16 protein-coding genes are annotated in these 14,243 nt (G+C 62.9%); 8 read left to right on the top strand and 8 right to left on the bottom strand.

Annotation, left to right across the window (positions count from 1 at the left end):
- From Uis1B_RS10290 to Uis1B_RS10275, 5 genes are all read left to right on the top strand, one after another.
- The coding region (locus Uis1B_RS10290) for a hypothetical protein (RefSeq protein WP_165782855.1) at nt 1-709 on the top strand (709 nt) is incomplete at its 5' end.
- A gap of 387 nt (nt 710-1,096) precedes the next feature.
- Nucleotides 1,097-1,279, top strand: a complete 183-nt coding sequence (locus Uis1B_RS10285; protein WP_243390345.1) for a hypothetical protein — start codon at nt 1,097-1,099, stop codon at nt 1,277-1,279.
- Nucleotides 1,260-1,412 (top strand): hypothetical protein, encoded by a 153-nt coding sequence (locus tag Uis1B_RS12080; RefSeq protein ID WP_165782854.1) that lies wholly within the window; start codon nt 1,260-1,262, stop codon nt 1,410-1,412. The genes Uis1B_RS10285 and Uis1B_RS12080 overlap by 20 nt, the downstream gene beginning before the upstream one ends.
- Nucleotides 1,409-1,885 carry a hypothetical protein gene (locus Uis1B_RS10280; RefSeq protein WP_207763421.1) on the top strand — a complete coding sequence of 159 codons (477 nt, stop codon included), beginning with the start codon at nt 1,409-1,411 and terminating at the stop codon, nt 1,883-1,885. Before Uis1B_RS12080 ends, Uis1B_RS10280 begins: the two co-directional genes overlap by 4 nt.
- The gene (locus Uis1B_RS10275; protein ID WP_101618043.1) at nt 1,875-2,645 is read left to right on the top strand and encodes a nucleotidyl transferase AbiEii/AbiGii toxin family protein; all 771 of its coding nucleotides are present in this window, start codon (nt 1,875-1,877) and stop codon (nt 2,643-2,645) included. Before Uis1B_RS10280 ends, Uis1B_RS10275 begins: the two co-directional genes overlap by 11 nt.
- A gap of 15 nt (nt 2,646-2,660) precedes the next feature.
- Here the strand turns inward: Uis1B_RS10275 and Uis1B_RS10270 are convergent, their stop codons facing one another.
- Entirely contained in the window at nt 2,661-3,059 is a 399-nt protein-coding gene (locus Uis1B_RS10270; RefSeq protein ID WP_101618041.1) for a helix-turn-helix domain-containing protein, read from the bottom strand.
- Between the two features lie 155 nt (nt 3,060-3,214).
- Here Uis1B_RS10270 and Uis1B_RS10265 point away from each other — a divergent pair, with 155 nt between their 5' ends.
- On the top strand, nt 3,215-3,562 hold the full coding sequence (locus Uis1B_RS10265) for a hypothetical protein (RefSeq protein WP_101618039.1): 348 nt from the start codon (nt 3,215-3,217) through the stop codon (nt 3,560-3,562).
- Between the two features lie 33 nt (nt 3,563-3,595).
- On the opposite strand, the gene Uis1B_RS10260 is transcribed toward Uis1B_RS10265, so the two are convergent.
- From Uis1B_RS10260 to Uis1B_RS10235, 7 genes are all read right to left on the bottom strand, one after another.
- Complete coding sequence (locus Uis1B_RS10260; protein WP_101618037.1) at nt 3,596-4,528, bottom strand: hypothetical protein; 933 nt, start codon at nt 4,526-4,528, stop codon at nt 3,596-3,598.
- Entirely contained in the window at nt 4,525-5,634 is a 1,110-nt protein-coding gene (locus tag Uis1B_RS10255; protein WP_101618035.1) for a DNA methyltransferase, read from the bottom strand. The genes Uis1B_RS10260 and Uis1B_RS10255 overlap by 4 nt, the downstream gene beginning before the upstream one ends.
- A complete protein-coding gene (locus tag Uis1B_RS10250) occupies nt 5,624-5,803 on the bottom strand; it encodes a type II toxin-antitoxin system RelB/DinJ family antitoxin (protein ID WP_080786161.1) in 180 nt (59 codons plus the stop codon). Before Uis1B_RS10250 ends, Uis1B_RS10255 begins: the two co-directional genes overlap by 11 nt.
- A gap of 241 nt (nt 5,804-6,044) precedes the next feature.
- Nucleotides 6,045-6,305: a PBECR4 domain-containing protein gene (locus Uis1B_RS12580; RefSeq protein ID WP_479855851.1), complete on the bottom strand. Its 261-nt coding sequence runs from the start codon at nt 6,303-6,305 to the stop codon at nt 6,045-6,047.
- A 667-nt stretch (nt 6,306-6,972) separates the two neighbouring features.
- A complete protein-coding gene (locus Uis1B_RS10245) occupies nt 6,973-9,510 on the bottom strand; it encodes an HsdM family class I SAM-dependent methyltransferase (protein WP_101618034.1) in 2,538 nt (845 codons plus the stop codon).
- 6 nt (nt 9,511-9,516) lie between these two features.
- Nucleotides 9,517-9,687, bottom strand: coding sequence for a type II toxin-antitoxin system RelB/DinJ family antitoxin (locus Uis1B_RS10240; RefSeq protein ID WP_101618032.1), 171 nt, complete (start codon nt 9,685-9,687; stop codon nt 9,517-9,519).
- 52 nt (nt 9,688-9,739) lie between these two features.
- Nucleotides 9,740-10,717 (bottom strand): IS1595 family transposase, encoded by a 978-nt coding sequence (locus Uis1B_RS10235; RefSeq protein ID WP_243390344.1) that lies wholly within the window; start codon nt 10,715-10,717, stop codon nt 9,740-9,742.
- 171 nt (nt 10,718-10,888) lie between these two features.
- Here Uis1B_RS10235 and Uis1B_RS10230 point away from each other — a divergent pair, with 171 nt between their 5' ends.
- Nucleotides 10,889-13,297 (top strand): prealbumin-like fold domain-containing protein, encoded by a 2,409-nt coding sequence (locus Uis1B_RS10230; RefSeq protein WP_101618031.1) that lies wholly within the window; start codon nt 10,889-10,891, stop codon nt 13,295-13,297.
- A complete protein-coding gene (locus Uis1B_RS10225) occupies nt 13,294-14,241 on the top strand; it encodes a sortase (protein WP_101618029.1) in 948 nt (315 codons plus the stop codon). The genes Uis1B_RS10230 and Uis1B_RS10225 overlap by 4 nt, the downstream gene beginning before the upstream one ends.
- The last annotated feature ends 2 nt before the right edge of the window (nt 14,242-14,243 follow it).

Here is a 14,243-nt window from a genome sequence, read left to right as displayed (position 1 = left end):
GACCCTCACGTTCGAGTCCGCCCGGCTGCTGGACATGGACGCGACCGTATCCGACGGGTGGCGGCCCGGCCGCGAACAGGCCGAACAGACCACCGGCTGGTGGCTCAAGGTCACCAAGATCGGCTACCTCGGCCACGACGCGCACGGCCGGTTCCAGCCCGACCGTCCCGCCAAGGGGGCCGTCCTCAACATGCAGGAGACCGTCGACCAGACCGGCAGGACCCCGGTCGCCGGCGCCACGACGAACACCATCACCCTGAACAATAAGGGCGAGGGCACGTTCCCCTACCATCGCATCAAGGCCGGCCAGACCCGCTGGTACAAGGTCTGGGAATCCAAGGCCCCCGCACCCCTGCAGGTTCCGCAGGGCGGCGCCTACTGGATCGTCAAGGCCGTGAACACCACCGGCAGCCAGGGCGCGACGCTCACCATCACCGGGTCGAGCGCCGAGACCAGGTGGCTGCTCAAAGGAGCGGCGGCCGGCGACAAGGTCGACACGGTCAGCCCCGGCAGCGGCCTGACCAGCCGGCCGGTGGTATGGCGGCAGACGCTGGGCGACACGATCATGCAGGGCGTCACCCCGCCCGTCACCGGCAACGGGTTCGACCTGGGCCGCGCGGCCCTGGTCGGCGGCGGCGTGATCCTCCTGATCGCGCTGCTCGGCATCACGGTGGTGCGCCTGCGCCGCCGCGGCATCCACACGGCCTGACCCACGGTCCCCGTCCGGTTCCCGATCCGGAGCCGGCCGGGTCTGTCCCGTGAACGGGAACGGTCCCCACGGAAGCCCATGAGCCTCCGTGGGGGCCGTTTCCGTATCCGGGGCCGGAGCCCCCGCCCCCTCATGTTCCTCACAACTATTCGGCCGTGTACAAGGAAACGGCCCGGAGAATACGACGGCGACGTCCCGCGCCGTCCACGGAAGGGGCGCTCTCGCCCACTCAGACATCCCCTCCCCGCCCTCCAGCAGTCGCATCTCGCCCCGGGTTCGCGCTGCACTCCGCGTCCAGATCTCACCTCGCGATGTTTTACAGCCTTCGAAACTTGAGTTAAAACATGTCGTAAAATATTCCACTAGCACTTGATGGCAGGAAAAGGCATGCACTATTCATCCGACGATTACAAGCGCTACACCGCAGCCGAGGAGGACTTCGCCCTCTACCTCGAAGCCCAAGAGCGACTGAAGCGCGCCGACGGCAGGTTCCTGTCCCATGAGGAGGTCTTCGGCGACAAGGGATTCGATTTCACCGACGCCGAGCTGAATGACGTGGAGTTCGAGTGATGCCGTGGAGGGACGAATACACGGCCGAGGCCAAGGCGCCGCCGCGTCCCGCCTGATGACCGCCGGCGTGACCAGCCAGGCCGCCAACGGCCTCGTCACCGCCTCGCTCCGCGAAACCGGAATCGACGTATGACAGGAGCGCATGGTTCCGGTCCCGACGTCCATCGCGGAATGGAGGAGTCTGGATCGTGGTCGCCACCCTCCCGTTCTCGTCCGGTCCTCTACAATGCTGTCAAGGGAACCGCCGACCGGGGAGAGGAGACCGTCATGATCGAGACGACGCCGAGGGTACGGCTGCGCGACATCAAGCCCTACCGGCTGCCCGGCAGCCTCGACGAGCTGCGGGGACCCGCCCACGGGCGCATCCGACTGCGCCATGCGGTGCGCTGGGCTCCCGGCGACGGGATCGTGGACCTCGACGAGCCGGGCGGCGTGCGCATGGCGTATCAGGCGCTGATCGCCGAGGGCGGCGAGACCGACCAGCGGGAGGGCATCAACGCGGGCCTGCTGGTCGGGTCATGGCCCGACCTGAACCTCGACCCGCGGGTGCGTCGACTGTGGGAGGAGCGCTTCCCCGAACTGGCAGCGGTCCGTCATGAGCAATGATCGCATACGACGCCAGCGGGATGTCGCCAGAATCCTGCTGGAAGCCACTGGTTCCGCGGGATTCGCACTGGCCGGATCGGGCGCCGTCAGGGAGCACGGTCTGATCGACAGGCCGACCGAGGATATCGATCTGTTTACGATCCAGCAGCAGTCTCCACGGTTCGAGCTCGCGGTGGATCGTGCGCTGCGGACGCTTGGCGAACATGGGTATAGGACGGAAACGGAGATCCGCAGTCCCGGTTTCGCCCGCATCACCGTCACATCTCCCGACGGATACGTCACCGACGTGGATTTCGGCATCGATTGGCGCTCCTCTCCCCCGGTCGGTCTCTCCATAGGTCCGGTTCTGTCGGAGGACGACGCCGTAGGCAACAAGGTCGCCGCCCTGTTCTCCCGCGGAGAGACCCGTGACTATCTCGACTTCGATTCGATCCGACGCAGCGGACGATACAGCGACGATCGGCTGATGGAGCTGGCACGCCGGACGGACCCCGGATTTGATCCCGACATGTTCCGCCGCACCCTCGAACGGGTCGGTCTCATCACCGTTCAGGAGACGATGCCCTACGGCGTGGGACAGCATGAGCTTGACGGGGTCAAACGCCGACTGGCGGATCTCGCCGCCCGCATGGTCTCGCGCTCCCGTCGTCCGGATCCGCGCGAGATCCTCCGCGGCGAGATCGAGGCCCGGACGCAGCGCCTGTCGGACGATCAAGGAGCAGCACGACGGGTGATCACCGAATCCCGCCGCACCCGATGATCGTCCGGGGCGGGCTCATCCGTCGGTGCCGAAGCTTCTCTCCCGGTAGTCGAGCACGGCCCTGCGGGACACCATGCGCCGGCCCCGTTCCGCGTACCGGACGTACGGGATCGCGCCGGACTCCAGCAGCCGCCGCACGGTCGGCGCGGTCACGCCCAGCAGCCTCGCGGCCTGGCCGGTGGTGATCAGATCCGGCATCTCCGCCTCTCCCGTCCGGCCCCGTTCCGCATCATCCCCCTCCGCCAGCGCGGCGACCGTCCGGGCGATCTGCTCGTCGGTCAGGGGGATCACCCGCCCGTCACCCGTCGTCAGACACACGGAACCCGCGGGTCCCTTCGCCCTCGGCACGGCCTCCATGCCGAGCAGCCTCAGCGTCTCCAACTCCAGGGCCGACAACCTCCTCGACCGATCCATGACGGATCTCCTTTCGCGAATCGATATGACCATACATTACGATAATATCGAAAATAACGAAGAAAACGAAGAAAACGAAAGAAACGGAAAAGGATCATCGCATCCGTTTCCGTCCGCCGCCGACGGCCGTCGGATCGGGGAGAGGGAGGCCTGTCATGGAGATGAGTCCGAGCGTGGAGGGCACGCTCACGGTGATGGGCCTGGCCGTCTCCGCGATCGTGCTGGTCGGTCTCGCGCTGCTCGCCCTGCTGGCGGTGTGCCTGGTCCTGATCGTGGTCGGCTGGGTCGTCAGCCTGATCGTCTCCCCGTGGCGGAGTCTGGCGGTCGTCGTGCAGAAGGCGGCGGGCCTGGCGTTCCTCTTCTCGGCCGGCCGGCTGGGTCTGGACCGTCTGGGCATCGTGCCGGCGGCGGCCGGGGGGACGGGCCGGCTGTGGCTGGTCATGGGCGCGTGCCTGCTGGCGGCCGTGGCCGCGTCCGCGTTCATCAGCTTCGTGGACCGGTGACCTCAGAAAAACAGCAAGCGGGACCTTGTAAGGTTACTTCAAGGACAATTTCACAATGGCATCCAGATGCGCAAGCAATTGCTCTTCAATCATGGACTCCCGTGGATTCCGTCGTCCCGCTTGGCGTACCTTGCGTGCGATATTATCCAACTCCGCTTCAATCTCTTCTCTTGGCTTGCCCTCCGAAAACAGCTTGAAGAACGATACCCAGTACTTCGCCTCGATGCCTGCCATGAGCGTGTCCATGGACTCGTTCGCCCAATCCGCCATGAGGCCGTCCACTCTGGCGATACGACCGAAATTGCCGCCGCCATCCTGATTGGGCACGTCAACGTATTGCGTTCCCGGTTTGGGGTATGGGGTGGTTTCCGGATGATGGATTCCGCAGTCTCGTTTGGAGTTGTCTCCCTTACGGTGGTTCCAGTAGTAGGTGCGCATGTCCGAGGCGAATTTCGCTTGCTCGACATAGGGCTCGTAGACCACGGGCTTGCCGCTGAGCACATTGGAAAGCCCCCAGGGGACACAGCAGATCAGATCCCATTCGGTCACCGCGTCGGCCGATGCCTTGTACCGCAGGGATGGTTCGGATTCCTTGGAAAGCAGGTACCAGCCCTTCAGTTCGATGCCGATAAGTGGCGCGTCGTCCTTGTTGGAGCCCACGAGTCGTACATCCGGGAAGGATTCGGGATAACGTCGGAATTCCTTGTCGGCCCATTTGCCTTGAGGATCCCATATGCTGCGCAGTGAGTTCAGTAGCATGACGGTCTGTGCTTCGATGGTGCCGCCAAGCAGCGTGTTGATCGAGAACAGGTCGTTGACCTCGATGCCTTCGACGTTGATGGGTGACGTGAAGTGCATTGGCAAGGCATATAATGCCCGGACTATGCCGTTGCGCAGTTCGGTTCGCTCGTCTCCGTCGGGGAGGTCGTAGTGTTCCGGCAACTCCTTGCCGTCGTAATCGGTCATGCCTGTCTTCTTTCAAGGAATGTCGTGTCGTCTGCGTTTTTCGTGTCGTACTCTTCTTCGGCTTCCGCCAATCGTCCAAGGGCCAGATTCTGGAATTCCTCGTCGATCTCCGCCGTATAGGCGATGCGGCCGGTGAGCACGGCCGCGACGGAGGCGGACGCCAGCCCGCCGAATGGCTCCCAGACCACATCGCCTTCATTGGAGGCCGCATGGATCTGACGGTCCATGAAATCCAGAGGCTTCTGGTTGAGATGCGCCGCCGACTGTTTGGAGGGTTTATAGACGCGTGGTGCGCTGCGTTGCAGGGTGCCTTTGAGTCGTTCCCCATCATGAAGTGGCGGCCTGCTCCAGACATTGGTGAGTCCGTTGACGTGGTTCCATACGGCACGGAGGGAGTCCCACTGTTCGGCGGTGATTTCGGTGTGTCCGTCGATGGAGAAATATGGTCGGTTCGTGGGCTTGCCGTTGGCCTTCGTGTACTCCGCCATGCGTTCGACCATTTCTCCTGGCGGCCAATACCATAGCCAATCGGCGGTGAGGTATTTGCGGGTCGCTGCGTTCTTCACGCCGCAGGCTTCGTTCGCGCGGCAGAGCGGCAGGCCGGAGCGTCGCCATTCGGCGCGTAGCCATTGCTGCACGCCAAGGCCCCCACCATTCTCAGTGGGAAGGGTTAGTTTGCGCCGGTATAGGGCGGAGACTTCGGTGACCACGGGAAATTGGCGGATGGTGTTGCCGTTCACGTTGCCTGCGATATGGGACAGTCCCTTGTCCCAAGTGACCAGTTGCACGTATTCCCAGCCGTTCGCCTCCAACAATGGATGCACTGTGGCCCAGCCGACCTCGGTGTTCCAGAACCATAGGGACGTGGAGGGCTTCGCCCGTTTCGACCATTGGGCCACATGAGGCGCATACCAGTCCACGAGTCCGTCGGCGCTTACGGTGTCGCCCCGGAACCCTCGCACGCCATAGGCCCCGTCGCTGACGATCAGGTCGGGGGCCTTCCAATCCGAATAGGCATCGAGCACGTTCCCGCGATGCAGTGTATATCGACTGCCGCGCACGTCCTGCGGACGGAGGTCTTTGATGCGGACGACCTTATCTGCCATTCGACGTTTCCTTCTTGACTTCAAAGGGTAGTCCCTGTTCCCTGACGACGGCCTTCAGGAAGATCGTGACCGCGCCGGAAAGGGTAAGTCCCAGGTCTTCGAGTACTTGGCTGGATTCCTCTTTAAGCTGCGGGTCTATTCTCATGGTCGTGGTTGGTATGCTCGCCATGCGCGTCTCCTGTTCTTGTCGGTTGTTCCGACTGTACATCGTATGCACGATGTCATGCGGCTTCCATCCAGTAGTCCAGATATGGCGGTGTCATATGCTGGTAGTCGCGGCGGCGGCCGGGGGGACGGGCCGGCTGTGGCTGGTCATGGGCGCGTGCCTGCTGGCGGCCGTGGGCGCGTCCGCGTTCATCAGCTTCGTGGACCGGTGAGCCCGCTCCCTGACCCCGCATCTCGGTTCCGCCTTATTTCGGCGGGATGGTTCGCGCACCGGTCAATGGGTGCAGGACGGACAGCTTATCGTTTGTGATTCCTCTGTTGTGGGAATGTCTGATGTTCAGACCATTCGTCTTTCCTGATAAGAGTGCATCGAAGAACACTTCGGATCTCACCGGCTTGTTCCTTCTCCTATAGAGGCGTTGGGGAACCGTGCATTCGAGTCCACGCAGGTGCATGAAGTGACGCTTCTGCCAGTGGATATCGAGCGCCATGCCGTTGAATTCGATGATGGTGTCCCGTCGAATCGCTCCTCCATGAAGTATGTGAACCGGGGAACGCGACTTTTCCCCGGCCCCGCTGTTCGGGATCCGTGTTTATATGGCCCTCTGCTAGGCGACCCGTGACGCGAACGGGCCTACGGGAGGTTCGGTCCTGCGGCCGCTTCGCCCTCTCCCAAGGCTAGATGTCTCTATCGTGGTCGCCGCGGGCAGCGACTTCTGACATCACGGCAGAGGATCCCAAGGTGCGGTAAGCTCAAGCATCAGCCCCGACCTCCGGACGGGAAGAGGAGCATGGGCCAAGCTATACCCCTATAGGTATCGTCATCTCGCGACGTTTGGGCCCGCTCACCGGCCAAATCGATCCCGGTTCGGCCTTTCCGTCACCGTGAATAAACGGAGGACGCCGGCGGCCCGCAGGCCCATCGGCGTCCTCGGATCCTTTATGGTCGCGGCGAACGACCCGGCCGCGTCGCATGGACGCGCTAGCCCGCGATCCCCTCGCCGACTCTGGACTCGGAGGCTTTATCGTCCCACGGGCGGGACTACACGCATTCGGAAACCGGTTCCACGCCTTCCTGCGTTCACGGCGGCCCTTTGATTTTGGCTCTGTTAAACCAGAATTGACATAAAAGTGGGGCGACTCAATTGTGAATTTGAACTGCGCCCCCTCAACTTACTGGTTTTGAGCTGCACGCGCTTTTAGATAATCAGACCGTGACTGTGCGATGGTTGAATAGTACTCACGGTAATGGAGCGAGACTCGCTCCCCGTCCTCTCTGGTATCCGGGATTGGAATCAGTATCTCACGATACCGGGTTCCCAAGTCCTCACGATTCGTCTGCATGAATACGACACGCGCCCATTGGCGGCGTACAACATCAAGATCAAGTGCCCATCCCAGATAGAAGTTGTCAAAGTCGGCTTTATCCGTGGTGTTCATGATTAGGGTCTCCTTAGTGAACACTGCCTGTTCCTGACCGGGAAGAAGCATGGATGGTTCACCTATGTTCTTGGATGCCCGTGATGGCGTGACTATACTCCACGGAGACAAACCACTATCCGTTCCATGCCAAAAGCGTTGTGCCACGGATAAGGGAACCATGTTGGTGGGGTTGAAATTGACCATGCCCGCACGGAGATCGGAGACTTTCACGTATGGGATGGTTCCATTGCGAGTATCAGCCGAGGGACTGCCATGACCGTTTTCCACGGTGATGATTCCGTCATCGACCAAATCGCCCAATGAGCGTGTCGAGAAGTTTCCAAAGTGGGTGCCCACATACCTCTCGAATTCAAGGACACTGGTCTGGTCATAGTATTGCGGAACTCCAAGAAAAGTCAACGACAATGAATCCGGAGTGTGAACGAAACGTGATGTCTCCGTCTCCTTTTCTCCATTGACAAGTGCCTCAACGTCGGACAGCACCTTGTCATCGATTTCCGTAGTTCGGATCCCGTCCTCGGTCACTTTGAACAGGGTTTTGCCGTCCTTGTTGATGCCAATCGTCGGGGCATAGGTGATCCAGGTGCGCCCCGGTTCCGCCCATGAGGGAAGTGGCAGTGCAGGCTTGTCTCCCATTGGCTTTTTTCGCATGACGTAGAAATTCGTCTTCGCCCGGCAGAAACCCTGAAACGCCTCCATGGGAACGTTCATTACGGCGAGCAGGTCGAAGCGTTCATCGACCCAAGTTCGGAACCAACGGTAGGACGTTGAGAAGAAGTATGTTTCCGGAAGGACGATGCCGAGGCGTCCGCCGTTGGTCAGCAGCCGATAGGCCCGTTCCATGAATACCAGACCGAGTTCCGTGTCGGCGTATTTGTCGCTTGCCGCACCACCGCTTGTGTGCTTGCAGATAGAGTATTCAGCCGCCTTGGCATCCGTGGCTCTAATCTTCAACTTCTCCCCGAATGGAGGATTCGTAAGGACGACACTGTATGAACCATCGGCTTCATGGCCTATGACCGGGGCTAGCTTTGGAAACTCCGGCCACTTGCCTTCTCTCAGTGAATCCCCGAGCACAATGTTCGTAGAGCCGTCACGAGCCCCGATCATCAGAGCTCTGGACAGTTTGACGTTGATGGAGTCCAGATCGACGCCATACAGGTTATGGTGCGCCCATGTCCGGATTTCATCCTTTTGCTCGGAGGTCGCCCGGGAGAGAAGGTTGTTGTACGACTCAAAGAGGAATCCGCCCGTACCGCAGGCCGGGTCGATGACTTTGTCGTGATAATCGACCCCGGTCAGCTTGACGGCCGCTTCGATGATGCGCTGGGGTGTGAAATACTGTCCTTCGCCTTGCTTGACGTTGGCCGAGCGGAATACCTGAAATGCCGCCGACAGTGTTTCCGGCGCCGCCGCCTTGAGATTGATATTCTGCAAGCGGTAGACGATGGCGTGTATTGTCTCGTCGTCGAACTTGATGGTCTTCGACGTATTGTCCTCAAATAGGAACGGGTATTTATCCACATACTCCTCGAAGCATGTGTTGATGCGTTTCGCTGTTTCCTGCGGAGTGGCGAGAATCTGGAATTCCAGAACTGCCTCATCGGGATTACGTGCCATCTTGCCATTGGTGTCCGAATCCATCTTCAAGAGCAACATGTCGCACATGTTGTCCAAACGGTCGTCCGCCCTCGTGGATTTTGAATCACCGGCCACAATATGGTCCAGCAATTCCGAGAACAGATGATTCAGACCCTTCCCGCTGATTTCCTCATGGTTTCGGAGTTGACCATAAGTAAGCGGTTCATCTCCCGCAAACAGGATATTGTCGGAAGGAGATGGCAATACGGCGTCGCGAATGACTTTGTAATGAAGATCGACCTGCTTGTATACCAACGAAATCGACGAGCCATTGGACCATATGCCAAGCACGGCATTGGGTTCCAGTCCGAGATAGGTCTCCAGCTGCGAGACGCCTTCCTCATGTGTGGGGGCTTTTGTCTCAACCAAAGCTATGACATGGTCCCATTCTCCCCGATGCTGAGGCTCGTCGAATATGGCCATATCGACGGGGAATCCAGCAAAACGTCTGCCGGATTCCCTTACGGAATTATCCGAGGGCGTTCTGGGCACCTGCCATTCCCTATCATCGCTATCAGGAGAGGGACAGATGATCTGGTCTCGGTTCCATCCCTTGTCCAACAACTGACTCAGCAAAGGCAGCCGCACCTCATGATGTTCTTTATAACGAGTGGCTTCGTAAGGCATCTTGGCTCAGTTCTCCTTGTTCTTCACTTCGAATGGCAGCCCGTTCTCACGCACCACTGCTTTGAGGAATATGGTGACGGCCCCGGTCATGTTCAATCCCAGTGGTTCGAGTATCCGCATGGCTTGGTCCTTGAGTTCTGGGTCGAGGCGCATGGTCGTGGTTGGTGTGTTCGCCATGTCCGTCTCCTTCCTGTCTGACACGTAGATATGTACAGTGTACTTGCATCCGTCATGCGGCCATGCCCCAGTAGCCCATGTACGGCGGGAGCACATGGCTCCAGTCGCTCGTCACGCCGGGGCAGGGCTGGGCGTCCACCTGTCGGATGATGCTATCGTTCCGGTCGCCGCGGAACGAGCGCCGCCACAGGAACCACGTCAGATACGATTGCAAATGCTTCGTGGATACGCCCCTGAACCCGGCGAGGAATCCGTCGAGATTCGAGTGGAGCGTGTTGATACGGTTGATGCGATGCGACTTCGCGTCCACCTGCTCGAACGTGGCTCCCAGCACTTCCATCGCGCCGGGATAGGCGGCCGCCTCGTCGGCCATGACGAGAGCGCCGCGATTGATGCGCCCGGCGAGCGATTCGACGGCTCGCCGCTTGGAGATGGCACCACGGCCGCTCAGCACGGCGAACGCGGTGCCGGAGTCGGCGACACCGGTCATGACGCAGATTTGTTCCTTTGACAGTCCGCGCTTGTGCAGGGATCCTCCGCGATGGTGGGCGGGGCGCGGTAGACGGAACTTGCCCTTCCTGTGGTTGCCCTTGAAGCTCTCGCGCAGATACGTCTCATCCAACTGGACGGACACGCCCGCGCCGGCCGCGAACTCCGGCAGGAACCGTTCGAGGCATTTGAGCAGCCTGCGGCGCATGAGCCACGCGGTGCGCAGTGACACCTTGCAGCGCGAGGCGCATTCCCGCAACGGAAGGCAATCCACGAAGCATTCGACGTACATCATCCATTTGGCGGCCGGAAGCTTCGACCGGCCGATCAGCGTATCCCTCACCTGTGAGAACGTGCGTCGGCAATCCTTGCATATCCAACGCTGGGAGCCGTTCGGGTTATGGCCCTTCCTGACGATGGAGACGGAACCGCAACGTGGACAGGTGAGCATATCATCATGCGCGGTGATCGTGTCATAGGCGTCCTCGTACAGGACCTCGCGCAGTTCGCGCACCGCGTTCTCGCGCTCGACCGGGCTCATGCCCGTTTCGGCGTGTCGCCTGTGTTTCCAACGGTTCCCGCATCCCGTACCGCGTGCGTACGGGTGGGCGGACAAGATCGCCCGGATCGGTCCGACGATGGCTGGTGTGCGGCGGATGGACCGTCGCGCGGTTGTGAGGAAACCTCGGGAACAAGGGAAAGGATGATCCTCATGAGCGATAACAGTCAGATCAGGCCGCGTCAGTCGCGTGCGATGCGTCGCATGGTCGCGCTGGGCGTGGCCGTGGCGAGCATGGCGGGCGGACTGGCGTTGGGCGCGGGAAGCGCGAACGCGGCGAGCCCGTACGACATCACCGTCAAGGCCGCGGTCGCGTCCCGCGGCGGCCAGAACAGTCTCAAGGGCCGTCAGTTCACCGCGTACAAGCTGGCCGACTACGTGGACGGCACCTACGTGTCCGTGGGCGACAAGCAGCTCGACGGCGTGGCCGTGGACACGCCGGACGCGTTGAAGCCGCTGCTGAACAAGGTGCTCGCCAGGACCGCGGGCGTCTCCGACGTGACCAAGCTGCCCGGATGGAAGGCCAGCACGAATACGGCTGGCGACGAGCAGCCGGGCGCCAACGCGGGCGGCGACCCGATCGCGTGGATGGGCGGGTTCCGCCAGACCCCGGCCGGCCAGAACGCGGCGGGCAACGACCAGGCGGCCGGCTACTTCGGCTACGGGTGGAACGAGTCCGGCCCCCAGGGCGTGGGCAACAACTCGCCGTCCAAGGCGTACACCGGCTCGGTGCGCGAGTTCGCCGACAACCTCGTCAAGGACCTCGCCGCCAACCCGGCCGACCAGGCCCTGCTCGACAAGTACAAGGCCAACTCGCAGCCCGTCGCCTGCACGGCGGGCGACGCGTGCACGATCCCGCTGAGCAGCTCGGGCGTGTACCTGATCCTCGACACCGGCGGCACCACCAGGACCGAGTACGTCAACGCGAACGGGTTCAAGGGCTCGTGGACCACCGGCACCACGCAGCCGATGATCGTGCCCACCAAGCCGGACGACAAGGACGTGGCCACCATGGATGGGTACAAGCCGTCCGACCGCACCAGGCTCGGCACCACGGGAGCGCTCGGCGAGATCGTGGTGAAGAACGTGGTCGACGAGGAGGAGCTGCCGCACTACATCCCCAAGCAGCGCGACGAGACCCAGAACCCGGGCAAGGACGCCGCCGACAACGGCAGCGACATCGGCGACGTGATCCCCTACGTCGTCTCCTACCGGATCGCCGACATGAGCGCCTACAAGGCCGCCCTGGACAACGGCGACAAGTGGTCGTACGAGTACCGGGTGCTCGACTACACGCAGCCGGGCCTGAAGATCACCGGCACGCCGACCGTGGACCTGTACGGCCCCGAGGCGAACCTGTACGACGCGAAGGGCAAGGTCCTCGCCAAGGACAAGGTCACCGGCGCGGACGGCAAGACCGTCATCCAGCCGAAGACCTCCATCGCCCTGACCCGCGTCGACCAGATCCCCGCCTACGCGGCCAAGGGAGCGGGCACCGCGACCGGCCAGGCCGGCCAGCCGGACGCCTGGTACTACCTGTCCACGGACCCGAACACCGACGAGACCCACATGATCGTGGGGCTCGGCAAGTGGATCGTGAAGAACTACGGCGACATCAAGCTCAACGACAGGACGAAGACGCTGTACGGCTCGCAGTTCGCGATCCGATACAACGCGCTGATCACGCCGAAGATCCTCGCCCACCAGAACATGACCCACAACGAGAACTGGCTGGACTACACCGACACGCCCCACGACGTGAACAGCGGCAGCCACCACTCCACGCCGCATGTGGTCATCCGCCAGTGGACCTACGACATCGACCTGCACAAGCGCGCCTCGACCTCGAACGCGGGCCTTGAGGGCGCCGAGTTCAAGGTCACCGTCAAGGACAACGCGAACCCCGCCGACAAGAAGGCCAACAACTCCGAGCTGAAGTTCGTCAAGGTGACGCCGGACGCGAAGAACCCCGACGTGTACTACTACCGTCTGCCCTCCGCCGGCGAGACCGCGAACGTGTCCCGCGTGGTCACCGGACGCGACGGCCTGCTGTCCATCAAGGGCCTCGACCTGGGCGCCTACACGCTGACCGAGACCAAGGCGCCGCGCAACTACCAGCTCCTCAAGAGCAGCGAGGACGTGCGCATCTCCGCCAAGTTCGCGGACGACCCGACGAACTTCACGACCCCGGACCATCAGACCGAGTCCCGCCTGACCATCAGCAAGAACAACAGCATCATCCCGCTGGTCAAGCCGATGTTCAACTTCGCGGTCACCCAGGCCAACGCGCCCAAGGGCCTGACCATCACCGCGACCGACGCGTACTGGAGCGGCACGGACGGCTCCGGCAAGTACTACGCCGACGACAAGACCAGCTGGGTCGACACCCAGCTGACCCTGTGGAACCAGCCGATCAACGTGATGCTCGCCCAGACCGGCGGCGTCATCGGCTTCGGCGCGATCGTCGTGACCGGCGCCGCGCTGCTGTCCGGCGGACTGCTGCTGCTCGCACGCCGCCGCATGGAGGACGACGCCGACCCGACCGCCCAGGCGGCCGCATGACGGCGGTCCTCGCCGCCCGGATCGGGGAGACCGCCCGCGAGGGGGGCCTCCCCTTTCCGTCATGGGAGCAGATCGTCTCCCCCGGCCCCGCCGGCCGGCCGCGCGGCGCGGCCCGCCGACGGCTGACCGTGCTGGGCGTGACGCTGACCGTGCTCGGCGCCCTGATCCTGACCCTGCCGGTCACGATCGGCCTGGCGTCCCTGCCACGCACCATGCCGCACACGGCCACGGCCCGAACCGCGGAGGACACGCAGACCCTCGCCCGGGCCGCCGCCTACGACCGGGGTCTGCTCGCCCACGGCACGATCGCGGTGGGCGAGGCCGCCGACCCGTTCGGCGGCTCCGACCAGCCCGCCTACGAGACGGACCGCGACTACCAGAGCCAGCTCGGAGCGGGCGGCATGATGGCCGCGATCCGCATCCCCCGCGTCGGCGTGAACCTCGCCGTGGGCCACGGCACCGGGCCGGGCACCCTGGAGACCGGCGCCGGCCACGTATACGGCACCACGCTGCCCGTGGGAGACCCGGGCAACACGGTCATCGCCGCGCACCGCGGCCTGGGCGCCCGCCTGCTGTTCTACCGGCTCGGCGAACTGGCGCCCGGCGACATGGTCTACACGGAGGCCGCCGGCCGCACCGTCGCCTGGCGGGTCGACCGGATCGAACGCGTGGACCCCGGTTCGGCCGCGGAACGCGCGATCCTCACTGGCAGCGCGAAAAGCACGCGCCTGACCCTGTACACCTGCGACCCGCCGGGACTCAACACACGCCGCCTGATCGTCGCCGCCCGGCGCGTCCCGTACGTCGACGCGACGAGCGTGCCCGGCCAGTCCGACCCGTGGACCCCGTGGGCCGCGGGCGGCCTGACCGGCCTGACCGCGCTGACCGCGGCGCTGATCGCCGCTCCGCGCGAGCAGGTCATGCGCCACGCGCGCCGACGCTGACC

Origin of the sequence: Bifidobacterium margollesii, assembly GCF_002860355.1 — a bacterium.
In the GTDB taxonomy this organism is placed as follows: domain Bacteria; phylum Actinomycetota; class Actinomycetes; order Actinomycetales; family Bifidobacteriaceae; genus Galliscardovia; species Galliscardovia margollesii.
The sequence above is the reverse complement of the archived record's forward strand: the minus strand, read 5'-3'. Positions and strand labels throughout refer to the sequence as shown.